At 70.4% G+C, this 17,686-nt stretch carries 17 protein-coding genes; 9 read left to right on the top strand and 8 right to left on the bottom strand.

Features of this window, described 5'->3' with window-relative positions:
• Positions 1-54: 54 nt before the first annotated feature.
• Positions 55-1,854 (bottom strand): M3 family oligoendopeptidase, encoded by a 1,800-nt coding sequence (locus HNQ07_RS02290; RefSeq protein ID WP_184109270.1) that lies wholly within the window; start codon positions 1,852-1,854, stop codon positions 55-57.
• Positions 1,855-2,030: 176 nt separating this feature from the next.
• On the opposite strand from HNQ07_RS02290, the gene HNQ07_RS02285 reads away from it, so the two are divergent.
• From HNQ07_RS02285 to HNQ07_RS02270, 4 genes are read left to right on the top strand one after another with little or no spacing between them, the layout of a single operon-like run.
• Complete coding sequence (locus tag HNQ07_RS02285; RefSeq protein ID WP_184109269.1) at positions 2,031-3,272, top strand: ABC transporter substrate-binding protein; 1,242 nt, start codon at positions 2,031-2,033, stop codon at positions 3,270-3,272.
• 4 nt (positions 3,273-3,276) lie between these two features.
• Positions 3,277-4,191 (top strand): carbohydrate ABC transporter permease, encoded by a 915-nt coding sequence (locus HNQ07_RS02280; RefSeq protein WP_184109268.1) that lies wholly within the window; start codon positions 3,277-3,279, stop codon positions 4,189-4,191.
• On the top strand, positions 4,188-5,042 hold the full coding sequence (locus HNQ07_RS02275) for a carbohydrate ABC transporter permease (RefSeq protein ID WP_184109267.1): 855 nt from the start codon (positions 4,188-4,190) through the stop codon (positions 5,040-5,042). The genes HNQ07_RS02280 and HNQ07_RS02275 overlap by 4 nt, the downstream gene beginning before the upstream one ends.
• A gap of 47 nt (positions 5,043-5,089) precedes the next feature.
• The gene (locus HNQ07_RS02270; RefSeq protein WP_184109266.1) at positions 5,090-6,217 is read left to right on the top strand and encodes an LLM class flavin-dependent oxidoreductase; all 1,128 of its coding nucleotides are present in this window, start codon (positions 5,090-5,092) and stop codon (positions 6,215-6,217) included.
• Between the two features lie 156 nt (positions 6,218-6,373).
• On the opposite strand, the gene HNQ07_RS02265 is transcribed toward HNQ07_RS02270, so the two are convergent.
• Complete coding sequence (locus tag HNQ07_RS02265; protein WP_184109265.1) at positions 6,374-7,039, bottom strand: phosphate signaling complex PhoU family protein; 666 nt, start codon at positions 7,037-7,039, stop codon at positions 6,374-6,376.
• A 125-nt stretch (positions 7,040-7,164) separates the two neighbouring features.
• Between HNQ07_RS02265 and HNQ07_RS02260 the strand changes: the two genes are divergently transcribed.
• The 3 genes from HNQ07_RS02260 to HNQ07_RS02250 are packed head-to-tail and all read left to right on the top strand — an operon-like array spanning position 7,165 to position 10,682.
• Complete coding sequence (locus HNQ07_RS02260) at positions 7,165-8,709, top strand: ABC transporter ATP-binding protein (RefSeq protein WP_184109264.1); 1,545 nt, start codon at positions 7,165-7,167, stop codon at positions 8,707-8,709.
• Positions 8,709-9,764: an ABC transporter permease gene (locus HNQ07_RS02255; protein ID WP_184109829.1), complete on the top strand. Its 1,056-nt coding sequence runs from the start codon at positions 8,709-8,711 to the stop codon at positions 9,762-9,764. The genes HNQ07_RS02260 and HNQ07_RS02255 overlap by 1 nt, the downstream gene beginning before the upstream one ends.
• Before the next feature lie 24 nt (positions 9,765-9,788).
• Positions 9,789-10,682, top strand: a complete 894-nt coding sequence (locus HNQ07_RS02250) for an ABC transporter permease (protein WP_184109263.1) — start codon at positions 9,789-9,791, stop codon at positions 10,680-10,682.
• On the opposite strand, the gene HNQ07_RS02245 is transcribed toward HNQ07_RS02250, so the two are convergent.
• The 4 genes from HNQ07_RS02245 to msrP are packed head-to-tail and all read right to left on the bottom strand — an operon-like array spanning position 10,661 to position 13,318.
• Positions 10,661-11,113: a hypothetical protein gene (locus HNQ07_RS02245; protein ID WP_184109262.1), complete on the bottom strand. Its 453-nt coding sequence runs from the start codon at positions 11,111-11,113 to the stop codon at positions 10,661-10,663. The genes HNQ07_RS02250 and HNQ07_RS02245 overlap by 22 nt on opposite strands.
• Positions 11,110-11,643 (bottom strand): redoxin family protein, encoded by a 534-nt coding sequence (locus HNQ07_RS02240; protein ID WP_184109261.1) that lies wholly within the window; start codon positions 11,641-11,643, stop codon positions 11,110-11,112. The genes HNQ07_RS02245 and HNQ07_RS02240 overlap by 4 nt, the downstream gene beginning before the upstream one ends.
• Before the next feature lie 44 nt (positions 11,644-11,687).
• The gene (msrQ, locus tag HNQ07_RS02235) at positions 11,688-12,362 is read right to left on the bottom strand and encodes a protein-methionine-sulfoxide reductase heme-binding subunit MsrQ (RefSeq protein WP_184109260.1); all 675 of its coding nucleotides are present in this window, start codon (positions 12,360-12,362) and stop codon (positions 11,688-11,690) included.
• Positions 12,362-13,318 (bottom strand): protein-methionine-sulfoxide reductase catalytic subunit MsrP, encoded by a 957-nt coding sequence (gene msrP / locus HNQ07_RS02230; RefSeq protein WP_184109259.1) that lies wholly within the window; start codon positions 13,316-13,318, stop codon positions 12,362-12,364. The genes msrQ and msrP overlap by 1 nt, the downstream gene beginning before the upstream one ends.
• Before the next feature lie 166 nt (positions 13,319-13,484).
• Here msrP and HNQ07_RS02225 point away from each other — a divergent pair, with 166 nt between their 5' ends.
• The gene (locus HNQ07_RS02225) at positions 13,485-14,651 is read left to right on the top strand and encodes a BMP family ABC transporter substrate-binding protein (protein WP_184109258.1); all 1,167 of its coding nucleotides are present in this window, start codon (positions 13,485-13,487) and stop codon (positions 14,649-14,651) included.
• Positions 14,652-14,769: 118 nt separating this feature from the next.
• Entirely contained in the window at positions 14,770-15,333 is a 564-nt protein-coding gene (locus tag HNQ07_RS02220; protein ID WP_184109257.1) for a peroxidase-related enzyme, read from the top strand.
• Between the two features lie 9 nt (positions 15,334-15,342).
• Here the strand turns inward: HNQ07_RS02220 and HNQ07_RS02215 are convergent, their stop codons facing one another.
• Both HNQ07_RS02215 and dxr read right to left on the bottom strand, forming a co-directional pair.
• On the bottom strand, positions 15,343-16,461 hold the full coding sequence (locus tag HNQ07_RS02215; protein WP_184109256.1) for a M50 family metallopeptidase: 1,119 nt from the start codon (positions 16,459-16,461) through the stop codon (positions 15,343-15,345).
• Positions 16,458-17,618 carry a 1-deoxy-D-xylulose-5-phosphate reductoisomerase gene (gene dxr / locus HNQ07_RS02210; RefSeq protein WP_184109255.1) on the bottom strand — a complete coding sequence of 387 codons (1,161 nt, stop codon included), beginning with the start codon at positions 17,616-17,618 and terminating at the stop codon, positions 16,458-16,460. Before dxr ends, HNQ07_RS02215 begins: the two co-directional genes overlap by 4 nt.
• Positions 17,619-17,686 lie beyond the last annotated feature (68 nt).

Below are 17,686 nucleotides of genomic sequence, written 5' to 3'. Positions count from 1 at the left end.
CTGCACAGAGCGGAGGGCACGGAGCGGACTGCTCGTGCCCTCCGCTCCGTCCTGTCAGCCCTCCGCGCCCGTCAGGGCCTCGTACGCCGCGATCTGCCCCCGGATGACGTCCAGGCTGCCCTCCCAGAAGTCCGGGGCGTGCAGGTCGATGCCGAAACGGGCGGCGAGTTCCAGCGGCGTCGCCTGCCCGGTGTTGGCGAGCAGGTCGTCGTAGCGGCGCTGGAAGTCCTGTACCGCTCCGTCCCCCTGTGCGCGGGCCGCGGTGTACTGGGCGTACAGGCCCAGACCGAACAGCAGGCCGAAGGTGTACGGGTAGTTGTAGAACGGCAGGCTGTAGTAGTGGCCCTTCACCGCCCACATGTAGGGGTGCAGGGTGCCCAGCGCGTCGCCGTAGGTCTCGCGCTGCGCCCACGTCATCAGCTCCACGAACTCTGCCGGGTTCAGGTCGCGCTCGGCGCGCTTGTCGTACACGGCGCGCTCGAAGAGGTAGCGGCTGTGGATGTCCACCACGACCTGCGCGTGCCCCAGGAGCTGCGTCTCCAGGGCGTACACGCGCTCGGCGCCGGTGGCGCTGTCCAGCGCGGCGTTCTGGATGATCGTCTCGCAGAAGATGCTGGCGGTCTCTGCGAGGGTCATGGGCGTCTCGCGCCGCAGCGGCGGCAGGTGCGCGAGCTGCACGTTGTGGTACGCGTGCCCGAGTTCGTGCGCCAGGGTGCTCACGGAGTCCAGGCTGGGATCGTGGTTCATCAGGATGCGGCTCTGGTCGCCGGTCCAGCGCATGCAGAACGCGCCGCTGCGTTTGCCGGTGCGCGGCCCGGCGTCCACCCACTCCCCCGCGAAGGCGCGCGCCGCGAAGTCGCCCAGCGCGGCGCTGTAGCCGCGGAACTGCTCCTCCACGAAGCGGGTGCCGGCGCCGTAGGTCCACGCGGTCTCGCTGCGGCCCACCGGCGCGAACAGGTCCCACCAGTCGAGCTTCGGCTTGCCCAGTGCGCGGGCCTTCGCGCCGAAATACCGGCGGAAGTCCGGCAGGGAGCGCACGACCGCCCCCTGCATGGCGTCCAGCGTGGCCTGATCGATGCCGTTCAGGAGCAGGCTGGGCTGCACCGGGTCCGTGAAGCCGCGCCGCGCGGCCAGGGCGCCCTCCTCGCCCTTCACGCCGTTGAGGCACGCGGCCATCACGACCTCGCTGGACGCCCACGCGGCGATCTCGGCGTCAAACGCGCCCTTCCGTACGGCCTCGTCGGGATCGGTCGCCAGGGCACGCAGGGCAGTAACGGGAAGCGCCTCGCCGTTCAGCGTGCCGCTCAGGACGGCGCTGACGTTGCCGTGCAGCTTCGCCCAGCCGCCGGCTCCGCTGGGACGCAGGCGGGCGGCGAGATCTTCCTCGGCGGGGCTCATCTGGTGGCGGGCGTACAGGGCGGCGCGGCGCAGCACGTGCGCGTGCCCGCCCGCGGTGTCCGACGACCCGGTCAGGGCGTCCAGCGCGGCGTCGTCGAGGTCGCCCAGCCACGCGGTGAAGCGCGAACGCAGCGGCCCCAGCGGCAGGGTGGTCGTGGTGAGTGTGGACATCAGGCCCTGCGCGGCGGCGTCGCGGCTGTCGGTGGCGACGAAGGCGTTCAGGTACGAGCGCAGCGTGGCGGCCCGGAGCGTCACGGCGTTCATGGCGTCCAGCACGGTCTCCAGCGCGTCCGGCGTGACGACGGCGCCGCCCTCGCGGATGTCCAGGGTGTCGAAGGTGGTCACCAGGGCGGAGACGTCGTCGGCCAGCGTGGTCAGGTCAGCCGTAAGAGCCGGGGCGTCCAGACCGCCGTACAGGTCGGTCGTCCGCCAGCGCGGAAGGTCGGTGGTGGTCATGCGCCGAAGTGTAGCGCCGCCCCACCCCGCTTCCGGCGCCGCCCGGGGACGTGTCACACTCGTGGTGTCAACCACGTGTTCCCTCCCAGGCCGCGCCCCGGCTAGACCGCCGCGCCGTCCCCTGATACAACAAGCAGTTGATAAAACCAGTCCACTATTCCGCCCAGGAGGCCGCCATGTCCAACCGCATTCCCTTCCTCAGTGCCCTCGCCCTGGCCGCGCTCGGCAGCGCCGCGCACGCCGCCCCCACCACCCTCACGGTGTTCATGGGCAGCCAGCAGCGCCCGGAGATCTTCCAGCCGATCTTCGAGCGCTTCCAGACCCAGAACCCCAACATCAGGATCAAGATCGAGACCGGCGGCGCCACCAGCGAGGCGCAGAACCAGTACCTGACCACCGTGCTCGCCGCGCGCGACAGCACCCTGGATATCTTCCTGATTGACGTGGTGCGTACCGCCACCTTCGCCGCCGCCAACTGGGCCGAGCCGCTCGACGCCTACCTGCCCAGCAAGGACACGTACCTGAAGGCCTTCTTGCCCGGCCCGATCAGCGCTGCCAGCGTGAACGGCAAGCTGTACGCCATGCCGGCCTTCACGGACGCGCAGTTCCTGTACTACCGCAAGGACCTCCTCGCCAAGTACAACGCCAAGGTGCCCAAGACGTGGGACGACCTGACCGCCACCGCCACGAAGATCCAGAAGGGCGAGGGCGGCAGCATGCAGGGCTTCAACTTCCAGGGCGCGCCCATCGAGGGCACCGTGTGCAACTTCTTGGAACTGCTGTGGACCGGCGGCGGGAATGTCAGCGACGTGACCAGCCCGGCCGCCAAGCAGGGCCTGGGCTACCTGGTGGACAGCGTCAAGAGCAAGCTGTCGCCCGCCGCGAGCGCCGAGATCAAGACCGACGACTCGCGCCAGCAGTTCCAGGCCGGCAACGTCGCCTTCGGCCTGAACTGGAGTTACGCATGGGCGCACTTCCAGGGCAACAGCCCGCAGCCCACCAAGGTCAAGGGCGACGTGGGCGTGGCCGCGCTGCCCGCCTTCGGCAAGAACGGCACCGCCACCTGCACCGGCGGCTGGGAATGGGGCGTGAACGCCTTCTCGAAGAACAAGGCGGCCGCCGTGAAGCTGCTGCAGTACATGGCGAGCAGCGACGTGCAAAAGGAGATGGCCGTGAAGGGCGCGTACCTGCCGGTGCGCAAGAGCCTGTACAACGACTCGGCCGTGCTGGCCGCCAACCCGCACTTTGGGGCCCTGTACTCCATCGTGACGAAGGCGCGGCCGCGCCCCGTGACGCCCAACTACCCGCGCGTGTCGGAGATCATCCGCAACAACGTGTCGGCGGCTGTAGCCGGCAGCAAGACGGTGGACGCCGCCCTGGGCGACATGAAGCGCGACCTCGACCCGCTGCTGAAGTGAGCCGATGACCGCACGACCTGGGCGCGGGCAGCCCCGCCGCGAGACCTCCGAGGGGCGACTGGCCCTGCTGCTGCTGCTGCCCGCCGCGCTGCTGCTGTGCGGCGTGCTGCTGTTCCCCATGCTGACCACCCTGCGCGACTCGCTGTACGTGAACAAGCTGACCGAGCCGTGGCTGCGCGGCTTCGTGGGCCTGAGTCAGTACGCGCAGATGCTCCACGACCCACGCTTCGGGCAGGCGCTACGCAACACGCTGGTGTTCGGGATCTTCACGGTGGGCGGCTCCTTCCTGGTAGGCATTCCCATGGCGCTGGCCGCGCACACGCCCAGCCGCGTGCGCGGCCTGGCGCGCGTGGCGCTGCTGCTGCCGTGGGCGATGCCGCCGGTGATCTCTGGCCTGATCTTCGCGTGGCTGTTCAACGCGCAGTACGGCGTGGTCAACGATGTGCTGTACCGCGCCGGCGTGATCCACGAACCGCTGCGCTGGCTCAGCACGCCGGGGCTCGCGGTCGTGGCGATGGTGATCACCATCGTGTGGAAGACGAGTTCCTTCGTCGCGCTGATCGTCCTGGGGGGCCTCCAGGGCATTCCGCGCGACCTGACCGAGGCGGCCGAGGTGGACGGCGCCACGCGCGTGCAGGGCTTCTTCCGGGTGCTGCTGCCGCTGCTGGCGCCCAGCCTGGCGGTCGCGTTCATCTTCCGCGCGATCAGTGCCGTGCAGGTCTTCGACATCCCGTACACCTTCATCCAGCAGGCGCCGGCGCAGGGGCTGCTCGAAACGCTGGGCGTGTACATCTACCGCACCAGCATCGAGTTCCTGGACTTCGGGTACGGCGCGGCCCTAAGCGTGGCGCTGTTCGCGCTGAGCCTCGCGGTCACGGCCGTGTACGTGCGCTTCGTGCGCGACGGGTCCAGTTCATGAGCGGCACCGACCAGCCCGCGCCCCGCCTCTCCCCGCCCGAACGGCTCGTGCGCGCCGTGGCGGTGGGCACCCTGATTGTCGGGGGCTTCTTTCCCTTCATTTGGATGGTGCTCACCAGCCTGAAATCCGAGGGAGAACTCCAGACATTCCCGGTGCAGTACCTGCCGTCCAGCATGAATGTCGGCAATTACGCCCGCGTGTTCAGCGAGCAGCCCTTCGCCACGTTCTTCACCAATTCGCTGATCGTCAGCGTGCTGTCCACGGCGCTGTGTATCGCGTGCGCGGTGCCGGCCGCGTACGCCCTGGCGCGGCTGCACGTCCGGGCGCGCGGCGTGCTGATGACCGGCGTGGTCGCGTTCTCGATGTTCCCAGTCGTCAGCCTGCTCGTGCCGCTGTTCCGGCTGTTCCGCGGCGCGGAGCTGCTGAACACCTACCCCGCGCTGATCCTCCCCTACGCCGCCCTGAGCCTCCCCGTGGCGATCCTGACGCTGGTCGCGTTCTTCAGCGCCATCCCCCGCGACCTGGAGGCCGCCGCGATGGTGGACGGCACGGACCGCGTCGGGGCCATGCTGCGCGTGGTGCTGCCGCTGTCCGCGCCGGGCGTGGTCACGGCCGCGCTGCTGGTGTTCGTGAATTCCTGGAACGAGTTCCTGCTCGCCCTGAGTTTCAACACCAGGCTGAGCATGCGGACCGTATCGGTGGGCGTGACCCTGTACCAGGGCGAGTTCGCGTTTCCGTGGCCGCTGATCGCCGCCGCCGTGGTGGTCGCCACGGTGCCCATCGTGCTGCTGATCGCCGTGTTCCAGCGCCGCTTCGTGGCCGGTCTCACGGCGGGCGGCGTGAAGGCGTGACAGCGCTCTCTTCCGCTCCATGTCCCATTCTCAGGTGGTGATTCCCCATGACCCAGCCCTCCCCCTCCGAATTCCTGTGGTTCCTGCAACTGTCGCGTGACGGCGAGTTCATCGGCACGGCCACCAAGCCGCCGCGCCGGCCGACCCTGCCGTACCTGCAGGCGCAGATCAGCACGGCGGGCGAGGCCGGCTTCGACGCGCTGCTGACCGCCACGAACTACCACAGCGAGCACGAGAACTACACGGCCGCGGTGGCCGCCCTGGCGCGCACGGCCGCGGACGACCCGGGCCTGCTGATCGCGGTGCGCCCGGGCATGTTCCACCCGGCGATGTACGCCAAGATGCTCGCCACCCTGCAAAACCTCTTCCCGGGGCGGGTGCGCGTGAACATCGTGACGGGCAGCAGTCCGGCCGAGAACGCCATGTACGGCGACTTCGAGGATCACGCGAGCCGCTACGAGCGCACCCGCGAATTCATGACGATCCTGCGGCAGCTGTGGACGCAGCCGCCCCCACAGTCGCACGCGTCCGAGCGCTACGCCTTCGAGAACGCGGTGCTCGACCCGGCGCCCGCCCAGCCGATTCCGCTGTACTTCGGCGGGGCGTCCCCGGTCGCGCAGGACATCGCGGCGGAACTGGCGGACGTGTACCTGATGTGGGGCGAGCGCGAGGACATGCTGGCGGAGCGGATGGCGCAGATGAAGGCGCTGGAGGCGACGACCGGCCGACCCCTGCGCTACGGCCTGCGGACGCACGTGATCGTGCGTGAAACCGAGACCGAGGCCCGCGCGGCGGCCGAGAGGTTGATCAGCCGGGTCGATCCCTCGGTGCGCGCGGCGTTCGTGGCGAGCCACGCGCACGTGGACGGCGTGGGTCAGCAGCGGCAGATCGAGCTGACGAAGAACCTGGACGCCGACCTGATGGTCGAGCCGGGCCTGTGGGCGGGCGTGGGCATGGCGCGCAGCGGCGTGGGCGTCGCCCTGATCGGGAACCCGGAGCAGGTGGCGGCGAAGATCCGCCGCTACGAGGCCATGGGCTTCTCGTCGTTCATCTTCAGCGGTTATCCGCACGTGGAGGAAGCGCGGCGCTTCGGCGAACTGGTCATGCCGCTGCTCAAGGGTGCCAGGGCCGAGGAGCGCACCATCCACACGGACAAGGTGGCGCCGGTCGCATAATCCAGCGCGTCACCGTCTCACAGCGGTGCTCCGTTGCACCCCTGGTGGGACAGCACCACCATCAATTCCGCTTCGACCGCTGTCTGTCGCGATCACTCGCTCTGCTCGCCCCACATCAGTTGAAGGTAAAACCTTCAACTGATGTGGTTACCGCTGTCAGTGCAGCGGGACGGCGGGGCGCAGCACCAGCAGTTCCAGCCGCTCCGCGACATTCACGAGGTGGTCGCCCAGGCGTTCGAGGTTGCGGGCCATGCGTCCGGCGATCAGGGCGACCTCGGTGTCTTCCGGGCGTTCGAGCAGTCTGGTCAGGCTGGCGCGCTGCATCTGCTCGTACAGGGCGTCCACCTGCTCGAAATCCAGGCGCATGACCTCACGCGCCGCCGAGGCGTCCCGCTCCGCGAAGGCGTACGACAGCCGCTCGACCATCCTGGAGAGCAGCCGCACGATCGGCACGGCGTCTTGCAGCGTGGCGGAGCGCACGCGCGGCGCGAAGGCCTCCAGGTCGCGGGCCACACCGAAGGCGTAGTCCCCGACGCGCTCCAGGTTCGTCAGCGAGCGGAAGACCATGGAGTGGAAGGCGAGTTCCTCGCCGCTCAGGCCCGACCCGAAGGCCTGCAAGCAGGCGTCCTCGATCTCGCGTTCCAGCGCGTCGGTCTCGCGTTCCAGCACCTTCGCGCGGGCGGTCAGGCCGGCGTATTCGGCGCGCGTGTCGGCGTCCCGCACGGCGTCGAGCTGCTCGAGTACGATGCTGAGCATCCTGAGGAAGCGGGCGGTGACCAGGGCGGTGCTGGCCCGCCCGGCCGGGGTGGTGCCGGACGTCATGCCGTCAGTATCCGGCGTCCGTGTAACGATGGAGTCAGGTGCGCTTCGGCGTGCCTTCACGGGCGCGGCGCTGCCGACTGCACATCGGCCTGTGCGCGGACGCCATGTGCTGTCAGGATGGAGTCATGGATGTGGCGTCTCCCCCGACCTTGCAGCTGCGCGGCATCACCAAACGCTTCCCCGGGGTCGTCGCCAACGACGGCGTCGACCTGACGCTGCATCCCGGCGAGGTGCTGGCCCTGCTGGGCGAGAACGGCGCCGGCAAGAGCACCCTGATCTCGATCCTGTACGGCCTGTACCAGCCCGACGAGGGCACCGTGGAACTGGCCGGCAAGGCCGTGCGGATCGGCAGCCCTGCCCACGCGCGCGCGCTGGGGATCGGGCTGGTGCCGCAGCACCCGCTGCTGGTCGCGCGGCACTCGGTGGCGGAGAACCTCGCACTGGGCGGCAGCGGCGCGCTGTTTCCGGCGCGCGGCGTGGCGAGCCGCATCCGCGAGCTGTCGGCGAAGTACGGCCTGGAGGTCGATCCCGCCGTCCGCGTGGCCGACCTGTCGCCCGGCGAGAAACAGCGGGTGGAGATCGTGCGGGCGCTGCTGGGCGGCGCGCGGGTGCTGATCCTGGACGAGCCCACGTCGGTGCTCACGCCGCAGGAGGCGCAGGGCCTGTTCCGCGTGATGCGCGAGCTGCGCGCCGACGGCCGCTCGCTGATCTTCATCTCGCACAAGCTCGACGAGGTGCTGGACGTCGCGGACAGGGTCACGGTGCTGCGGCGTGGGAAGGTGGTGGGCGGCGTGCCCACGGCGGGCGCCACGCGCGAGGGCCTCGCGGAGCTGATGGTGGGCCGCTCGGTGGACTTCACCCGCAAGCGGCAGTCGGGCTCGGCCCCGGGCGGCGCGCTGCTGAGTGTGCGCGACCTCACGGCCAGCGGCTCGCGCGGCCTGCCGGCGCTGCGCGGCGTGTCCTTCGACCTCGCACGCGGCGAGGTGCTGGGCGTGGCCGGCATCGCCGGGAACGGGCAGAGCGAACTCGTCGAGGTGCTCGCGGGCCTCCACCCGGCGACGGGTACCGTCACCCTGGACGGGCAGGCGCTCGCGGGCGGCGCGCGCACCCGCTTCCGCGCCGGCGTGGCGCACATCCCCGAAGACCGTATCCACTCGGGCACCGTGCCCAGCATGACGGTCGCGGAGAACGTCGCCCTGCGCGCGTACGACCAGCCGCCCCTGGCCCGCGGGCTGGCCCGAGACCTGGGCCAGGTGGACGACCTTGCCCGCCGGGAGGTCGAGGCGTACGGCGTGGCCACGCCGGGCATCCATACCCCCAGCCGCCTGCTGAGCGGCGGCAACATCCAGAAGCTGATCCTGGCGCGCGAACTGGCGGGCGCGCCGAAACTGATCCTGGCGGTGCACCCCACCTACGGCCTGGACATCGGCGCGACGGATCAGGTGCACCGGGTGCTGCTGGAGCGCACCGGATCGGGCGCGGGCGTGCTGCTGGTCAGCGAGGATCTCGACGAACTGCTCAGCCTCTCCGATCGCATCGGCGTGATGGTCGGCGGGTCGCTCCTGGGGCCATTTCCCGCCCGCGAGGTCACGCGCGAGTCGCTGGGCCTGCTGATGGGCGGCGCACACCCGCACTCGGTGCCCGGCGCCGAACAGGGCGTGGTCGCGTGATGCGCTTCGTGGCCCTGCCGGCCACCACGACCGCCCGCTCGGCGCTGGTCACCCTGGCAGCGGTGGTGGTCGCCCTGGTGGTGTGCGCGCTGATCTTCCTGGTGTACGGCGTGTCGCCGGGCGCGGTGTACGGCTCGATGCTGCGCGGCACGCTGGGCGACCCGACCGGCCTGGCCGAGGTGGGGCGGCGCACCATCCCGCTGCTGCTGATCGGCTCCGGGCTGGCGCTGGCGTTCCGGGCGCAGTTCTTCAACATCGGCGCCGAGGGGCAGCTGCTGCTGGGCGCGGTGTTCGCGGCGGGCACGGCGCTGTTCATCCCGCTGCCAGGGCCGCTGGTCGCGCCCGCCATGTTCATCATGGGCGCGCTGGGCGGCGGACTGTGGGCCGGCATCGCCGCGTGGCTGCGCCGCGTGAACGTGAACGAGATCCTCTCCACCCTGATGCTGAACTACGTGGCCGTGGCAGTCGTGACGTACCTGATCGCGGGGCCGTGGAAGGGCAAGGACGTGCGCGGATACATCTACACCGACACCATTCCGGCCGGCGGCTACCTGCCGGTGGTGCCGGGCACGCAGGTGCACTGGCCCACGCTGCTGCTGGGCATCGTGGTCGCGCTGGGGCTGCAATGGCTGCTCACGCGCTCGACCTTCGGCTACGCGCTGCGGGTGGTGGGCGAGAACGCCGGCGCGGCGCGCTACGCCGGCCTGAACGCGGCCGGCATCGCCACGGTGGTCGCCCTGATCACGGGCGGCGCGGCTGGATTGGCCGGGGCCGGCGAGGTCGCGGGCATCCACCACCGGCTGCTCGAAGCCGGGCAGATCTCGCTGGGCTACGGCTTCACGGCCGTGATCGTGGCGTGGCTGGCGCGCGGCAATCCGGCGCTGTGCCTGGTGACCGCCCCCCTGATGGGCGTGATCCTGGCTGGCGGCGACCTGCTGAAGATCGACCTGAACATGCCCTTCCGGGTGGTGGACGTCTTCTCCGGCGTGATCCTGCTGTGCCTGATCGCGTCCGAGGTCTTCGTCCGCCACCGCGTGGTCTGGGGTCGCGCATGACACCGCTCGGGACAGGGGGACGGCATGGATAACATCGTGGTGGAGGCGCTGGTGCGGGCGCTGGCGGTGGGCACGCCGCTGCTGCTTGCCAGCCTGGGCGCCATCGTGAACGAGCGCTCGGGCATCGTGAACCTGGGCATGGAAGGCGTCATGGCCATCGGGGCGCTCGCGGCCTTCGCGGTGGCAGCCAGCGCGCCGGACGCGAGCCTGTGGCTGGCGGTGCTGGCCTCCATGCTGGCGGGCGCGGCGCTGTGCACGCTGCACGCGCTGGCGACCGTCACGCTGCGCGCCAACCAGTTCGTGAGCGGGCTGGCCCTGGCGCTGATCGGCACGGGCGCCGCCGGCCTGCTGGGCAAGAAGTTCGAAGGCCTGCCGCTGTTCAACAAGGTGCCGGACTGGACGCTGGGCGGCTTCACGGTCAGCCCTTTCACAGTGGTGGCGCTGCTGCTGGCGGGCGCGCTGGCCTTCTACCTGAACGCCACGCGCCCGGGCCTGACCCTGCGCTCGGTGGGCGAGAACCCGGCGGCAGCGGACGTACTGGGCGTGAACGTGGGGCTGGTGCGCTGGCTGGGCGTGCTGGGCGGCGGCGCGCTGGGCGGACTGGCAGGCGCGTTCCTGTCGCTGTCGTACCGTTCCTCGTGGTCCGACAACATGGCTGGCGGCCTGGGCTGGATCGCGGTGGCGCTGGTGATCTTCGTGGCGTGGGACCCGCTGCGCGCGGTGGCCGGCGCGCTGTTCTTCGGCTTCCTGTACTACCTCCAGTTCCGTCTCCAGGGCAACAGCCCCATTCCGACCGAGGTCTTCAGCGCCATGCCCTTCGTGCTCGTGCTGGTCGTGCTGGCGCTGGCAGGGCGGCGCGGACAGGCAGGATCGGCCCCGGCGGGCCTGGGCCGCGCCTACGTGCGGGGAGAACGGTAGACGACGGGTGGGTGATGGACCGTGCGGTTCTCTCTTCCCTCTCGACCATCAACCACCACCGTGGTCTCGCCGGGCTTGAGTGTCACCACCTGCTGGCGCTGGCGCACCGTGCAGATCCCGGCCACGGCGTCGCAGACGTAGAGGCGGGCCTGGAGGGTCACCCTGGTGCCGGCCCGGACGGGGAGCCCCACTCGCACGTCGTCCAGGCGGGCGAGATTGCCATCACGGTCGGCTGGGTCGCGCGGGCCGGTCAGAGCCACAGTGCGGGCGAAGGTGCCCGCGCTCAGGACCAGGGTGCTGGGCGCGCGGGCGTTCACGTGTGCCCCAGCGGGCAGGCGGAAGGTCACGAGCAGCGTGGTCGGGCTGACGGCGGTCGCGGCCGGCGCGGAGGTCAGCGCCAGCAGCAGGGCAAGCAGCGACCGCTGCTTCATCTCTCGGCCAGCAGAGCACGGATCTGGGCGTCCAGGGCAGGGATCGCCTGGGGATAGCGGTCGCTGATCTCGCCGACGTGCACGGCGCGCACGCGACCGCCACGGTCGATCAGCACGAAGGTCGGCCACGCATTCACGCCCCATGCGTTCCAGTTGGCGCGGGCGTTGTCCTGCACGACCGGCCACGCCAGCCCCTCGCGCCGGATCGCTGCCTGCACCGACGCCGTGGGCTTGTCCGACTCGAATTCCGGCGTATGGACGCCAATGATCTCCAGCCCCTGCGCGTGGTACTTGCCATACCAGCCCTTCAGGGTCGGCAGGCTGTTGGAGCAGTTGATGCACGAGTACACCCAGAAGTTCACGAGGACGACCTGCCCCCTCAGGCCCGCGAGTGGCGTGGGCGCAGGTGTGTTCAGCCACGCCGTCCCCATGACCTCCGGAGGCACCTGACCCCGCTGGATGCCGCTGGCCGCTCCGGTCAGCGCGAGGATGACGGCAGCGGCCAGCGACAGGAGTGTGGTCCGGGTCATACCACGTATACGGATTCAGCCGGTGCCAGGGTTCACTGCGGCCGTCAGCCGGGCCGGCCGGGCGCGGGCCGTGCCGGGCGTGGACCGGAACGCAGCCGCGGCGCGGCCCAGCGCACCACGAACAGCGCAATGACGATCCCGGCGTAGATCAGGGGTGGGGTGTGGTCCTTCTTCACGCCCCAGTAGTAGTGCAGCACCCCCAGGCTGACGGCGACGTACACGAGTTGGTGCAGCCGCGTCCAGCGCTGGAAGCCCAGGCGCTTCACCGAGTCCTTGCGGCTGGTCAGCGCCAGCGGCACCATGAGCAGCAGGGCGGTGAACCCGGCCGTCACGAAGGGCCGCTTGACCACGTCGTCCACCATCACGCCCAGCGAGAAGCCGTGGTCGAAGAGGTAGATCAGGAAGTGCAGCACGCCGTACCCGAAGGCGAGCAGACCCAGGCTCTTGCGGATGCGGGCCGGCCACGTCCAGCGGGTCAGGAGTCTCAGCGGCGTGCACGCCAGCGACAGCACCAGCAGAGCCAGGGTGAGCAGCCCGGTCTGGAGGGTGGCCCGCTGGATCGGGTTGGCCCCCAGCGCGCCACTCACGGCGTCCTGGATCAGGATGACGGCCGGGAGCAGACCACCCACGGTGACCGCCGGCACCAGCCAGCCCAGCGGGCGCCCGGCGGCGCGGGGCCGGGGCGGGGCCGGCCGGGTGCCGCTTAGCGGGCGTTCCATCAGAAGTTCTTCCGCAGGTCCATGCCCTTGTACAGCCCCGCCACCTGATCGGCGTAGCCGTTGAAGGGCAGCGTGGCCCGGCGCCCCAGTTCCCCGATGCGCCGCTCGGTCGCCTGGCTCCAGCGGGGGTGCGGCACGGCCGGGTTCACGTTGGCGTAGAAGCCGTACTCGTCAGGAGCGGCCAGCGCCCACGTGGTCTTGGGCTGCTGCTCGGTCAGGGTGATCTTGACGATGCTCTTGATGTTCTTGAAGCCGTACTTCCACGGCACGACCAGCCGCAGCGGCGCGCCATTCTGGTTGGGCAGCACGCGGCCGTCCAGGCCGACCGCCAGCAGCGTCAGCGGGTGCAGCGCCTCGTCCAGGCGCAGGCCCTCCACGTAGGGCCAGTCCAGCACGTTGCCGCGCTGACCGGGGAACTGCTTGGGGTCGTACAGGGCCGTGAACTGCACGTATTTGGCCTTGCTGGTGGGCTCGATGCGCCGGATCAGCGACGCGAGCGGGAAGCCCAGCCACGGCATGACCATGCTCCAGCCCTCCACGCAGCGCATGCGGTAGATCCGGTCTTCCAGGGGGAACCACCCCTGGAGCGTGTCGATGTCCACGGTCTGGGGCTTTTTGACCTCGCCGTCGATCTTCACGGTCCACGGCCGGGGCTTCAGGCTCGCGGCCATGCGCGCGGGGTCGCCCTTGTCGGTGCCGAACTCGTAGAAGTTGTTGTACGTGGTCGCCTGTTCCCAGGGGGTCACGGCCTCCTTGGTGTCGTACGGTCCCAGCGGGCGGGCCGGGCGCACGAAGGCGGTGCCCTGAGCCTCGGCGCTGCCCGCTCCGGGGCGGCGGGTCAGGGCCTCCAGTCCTCCGGCCAAGCCGGCGGCGGTGACAGTGAACAGTCCTGCACTCTTCAGAAACTCCCGGCGTGCGGTGGGTGGCGTCCCCGGCTGATCCTTATCATTCGGCATGTGCAGCCTCCTTACTCCGTGATACGGAGTCTGCCGCGAAATGGATCACTCGACCGTCGTGTGTCCCACGCATTGCCGAGTCGCCCGCCCCGACCGGGACGTCCGGCGCTATACGGATCAGGTTGCGCACGCCACAATGGGGGCATCCCTTCACCGGAGGTTCATCATGAAACGGATTCTGCTCACTGCCCTGCCCGTCACCCTCGCCCTGCTCTCCGTCACCGGCAGCCCGGCCCGCGCCCAGGCCGACGCGAAGCTGCTGGCCTGCTTCGTGTACATCGGGCCGGTCGGAGACATCGGCTGGACCTACGCCCACGACGAGGCCCGCCGCAAGACCGAGAAGGCCCTGCCGTGGCTCCAGACGAAGTACGTCGAGAGCGTGCCCGAAGGCCAGGCCATGCCCGTGATCGACAAGCTCGCCAAGGACGGCTGCAAGGTGATCTTCACCACGTCCTTCGGCTACATGGACCAGACGCTGGAAGCCGCCAAGAAGTACCCGAACGTGATGTTCATGCACGCCAGCGGCTACAAGCGCGCGCCGAACATGGGCACGTACATGGCCGACTTCTACCAGCTGTACTACCTCAACGGCCTGATGGCCGGGGCCCTGAGCAAGAGCGGCAAGCTCGGCTACGTGGGCGCCTTCCCGGTGCCGGAACTCAAGCGGCACATCAGCGCCTTCGCGCTGGGCGCGCGCGCCGTGAACCCCAAGGCGACCGTCAGCGTGAAGTGGATCAACGCGTGGTTCGACCCGAACAAGGCCCGCGAGGCCGCCGAGGCCCTGGTCAGCGAGGGCGCCGACGCGCTGGCCTTCACCGAGGACTCCGCGACGGTCGTGCAGACGGCCGCGTCCCGCAAGGTGCCGGCCTTCGCCCACTACTCGCCCATGTACAAGTTCGCGCCGGACTACGTGGTCTCCGGGCAGCTGGTGCACTGGGACAAGATCTACATCGACTTCCTGACCAAGGTGCACAACGGCACGTACACCCTGAAGAACCTCGACAAGGTCGACTACTGGAACCTGCTGCGCGGCGGCAGCGTGGAGCTCGGCGCGCAGGACAGCATGGCCATCAACCCCAAGTGGGTCCCGGCCCTGAAAGCCGCGACCATGACCGTGAACGGCAAGAAGATGAGCGTGTACGACCGCGTCATGCAGCTCAAGGCCGACATGGAGATGGGCGGCAAGTTCGATCCGTACACCGGCCCGATCAAGGACCGCAACGGCATCCTGCGCGTGCCGGCCGGCAAGGTCATGAGCGTGGCCGAGCTGAACAACATGGCGTGGATGGCCCCCGGCGTGGTCGGTCAGGTGGCCGACGAGCCCAAGAAGTAAGCGCGCAGCTGTCGTGAGTGGAGCCCCTGGCGAGCGTGCCGGGGGCTCCCTCCGTATTCGCGCCGCCCAGGGTTCCCGCGGCCGTCCGCGTGCGGCCCTGGCGTAAGCTGCAGCCATCATGACCGAGATTTCCTGGCTGGCCGTGCCGGACGACGCGTCCGCGCACGAGGGCGTGCGCAAGCTGTGGCAGAAGGCCGGGGCGAACCTGGGGTTCGTGCCGAACGTGTTCCGCGCGCAGGCGCTGAACGGTGAACAGTTCCTGGCGTGGTGGGCGTACTTCAACCTCCTCGTCAACAAGGACGGCTTCCTGAGCCCCGCCGACCGCGAGATGCTGGCCGTGGTGGTCAGCGGCGCCAACCGCTGCGTGTACTGCGAGGTCTCGCACGGGGCGGCCCTGCGCGGTCTGCTGGACGACCCCACGCGCGCGGACGTGATCGCGGTGAACTGGCGCCACGCCCGCCTGGGCGAGCGCGAGACCGCCATGTGTGCCTACGCCGAGAAGCTCACGCTGAACCCGGCCGACATGACGCCGGCCGACCTGGGCACGCTGCGCACCGTGGGGCTGGACGACCACCAGATCCTGGAACTCGTGCAGGTGGTCGGCATGTTCAACCTGACCAACCGCGTGAGCAGCGCCCTGGGCTTCGTGCCCAACGCCGAGTACCACGCCCAGCACCGCTGAGCGTGGCGGTCAGAAGAAGCGGCTGACGTCGCGCACCACCACGAACACCATCAGCAGCATCACGAACGCGAAGCCCGCGAGATTGATCGCCTGCTCCTGCGCGAAACTCAGCGGTCGCCCGCGCAGCGCACCCACCAGCACCAGCAGGATGCGCCCGCCGTCGAGACCGGGAATGGGAATCAGGTTGAAAAACGCCAGCGACAGGTTCAGCAGCGTGGCGACCTGCACCAGCGCCCACGGACTCACGCGCGCCGCCTGACTGACGATCTCGGCCGTGCCGATGGGCCCGCTGACGTTCTCGTCGCGCGAGATGTCGAGGGTCAGGAAGCGTTTGAACAGGCCCGCGAAGGACTGCACGACCTGCGGCACGGCCTGCGCCGTCACCCGCCACGACGTGGCGAAGGCGGCCGGCAGCGTGGTGGGCACCACATCCGGGCCGTAGCGGATGCCGAGGAGCTGGCGCTGACCGTTCACGGTGGGCGTCCAGTCGAAGGCCAGGTCGGTGGACTGACCGCCCCGCTCGACCGTGAACACGTGGCGGCCAGCGCGGGTCAGCGTGTCGCGCACCGCCTCCCAGCCGGGCGCGTCCCGGCCGGCGACCGTCACGGTGGGGGGAAGGTCGCGCCCGTCGATGGCGGTGATCACGTCGCCCGCCCGCAGCCCGAGCTTCTGCGCCGCAGAGTTCGCCACGACCGATTCGATGCGCGCGCGGTCCGGGGCCGGGACGCCCTGCGCCGTGAAGGTCACGGTCATCAGCAGGATCGCGAGCAGCAGGTTCATCAGTGGCCCGGCCAGCAGCACGGCGATCTTGCCCCACGCCGGCAGCAGCGCGAAGCCGCGCTGGGGCGGCCGGGCACCGCCGTCCGGGCCGGGTTCGGGAGCCATGCCGTCGATCTCGACGTAGCCGCCAATGGGCAACGCGCTCAGGCGCCACTCGGTACCGCGCCACCCGCGCCGGAGCACCACCGGCCCCATGCCGACACTGAACGACTTCACGGCCACGCCCTGCCAGCGCGCCAGCGCGTAGTGCGCCAGCTCGTGCAGGAACGTGGCGATCCCGATGATGATGATCGTCCACAGCAGTCCGGCGGGCGTCAGGACGGCCGCGAGGCTCTGGAAGAAGCTCATGCGCGCACCCCACTCAGTTCCTGGGCGCGGGCCCGCGCCCAGGCATCCGTATCGCGCAGCGAGTCCCACGTCAGGTCCCCGGCCGGCGTGTCGTCCAGCACGCCCCCGATCACGCGCGGGATGTCCAGGTAGCCGATGTGCCCGGCCAGGAAGGCGTCGACGGCGATCTCGTCCGCAGCGTTCAGCGCGACCGGGAGCAGCCCGCCGGCCTCCCCCGCCCGGTACGCCAGGGCCAGGCACGGAAAGCGCTCCAGGTCCGGCTCGCGGAACTGCCACTCGCCGCGCAGGGGCCACGCGAGGTGCCCGGCGACCTCCGGGCCGCGCCGCGCGCCGTGCACGTCGCCGGGGCGGGTCATGCCGGTCGGCGCAGCGTCGATGGCGTAGGCGATGGGCAGGCGCATGTCGGTCGGGCCGAACTGTGCCTTCAGGCTGCCGTCCCGGAAGCGCACGGCGGCGTGCACCAGGCTCTGTGGGTGGATCACCACGCCCACCTGAGTCATGGGCAGGCCGTACAGGCTGGCGCACTCCATCACCTCCAGGCCCTTGTTCATCAGGGTGGAGGAATCGATGGTGACCTTCGGCCCCATCGTCCACGACGGGTGCCTGAGCGCCTGCTCCGGCGTGACGCGCGACAGGTCCGCCGGGCCGTCGCGGAAGGGCCCGCCGGACGCGGTCAGGATCACCTCGGCCACGTCCGCCATCGCCTCGCCGGTCAGGCACTGGTACACGCCGGTGTGCTCGGAATCCACCGGCACGACCCGCCCGCCGCCCGCCGCGGCCGCGTCCCACATCAGGTGGGCGGCCGTGACCATCGCCTCCTTGGTCGCCAGGGCGACGGCGCGGCCCGCGAGCAGCGCCGCGCGGGTGGGCGCCAGCCCGATCAGGCCGCTCATGGCGTTCACGACCACGTCGGCGGGCCGCGCGGCGGCCTCGGCGGCGTCCGCGATCACGGTCCGGCCGGGAAAGCGCCCACGTGCCTGCGCGTACACGCACTCGTCCACGCTGATCAGCTCGGGGTCGAAGGCCCGCACCTGCTCGGCCAGCACGTCCAGGTTGCGCCCGGCCGCGAGCGTCCCGACGGTCCAGCCGCGCCCACGTGCCACGTCGAGCGCCTGCGTGCCGATGCTGCCGGTGGATCCCAGAACGGTGAGCCTCATCGCCCGGAGTGTAGAGCAGCGCCGCGCCGCGGAGCGGGCCCCCCGCGACACTTCGCGCCGGACCGGCC

The organism is Deinococcus metalli, from assembly GCF_014201805.1.
GTDB lineage: Bacteria > Deinococcota > Deinococci > Deinococcales > Deinococcaceae > Deinococcus > Deinococcus metalli.
The sequence above is the reverse complement of the archived record's forward strand: the minus strand, read 5'-3'. Positions and strand labels throughout refer to the sequence as shown.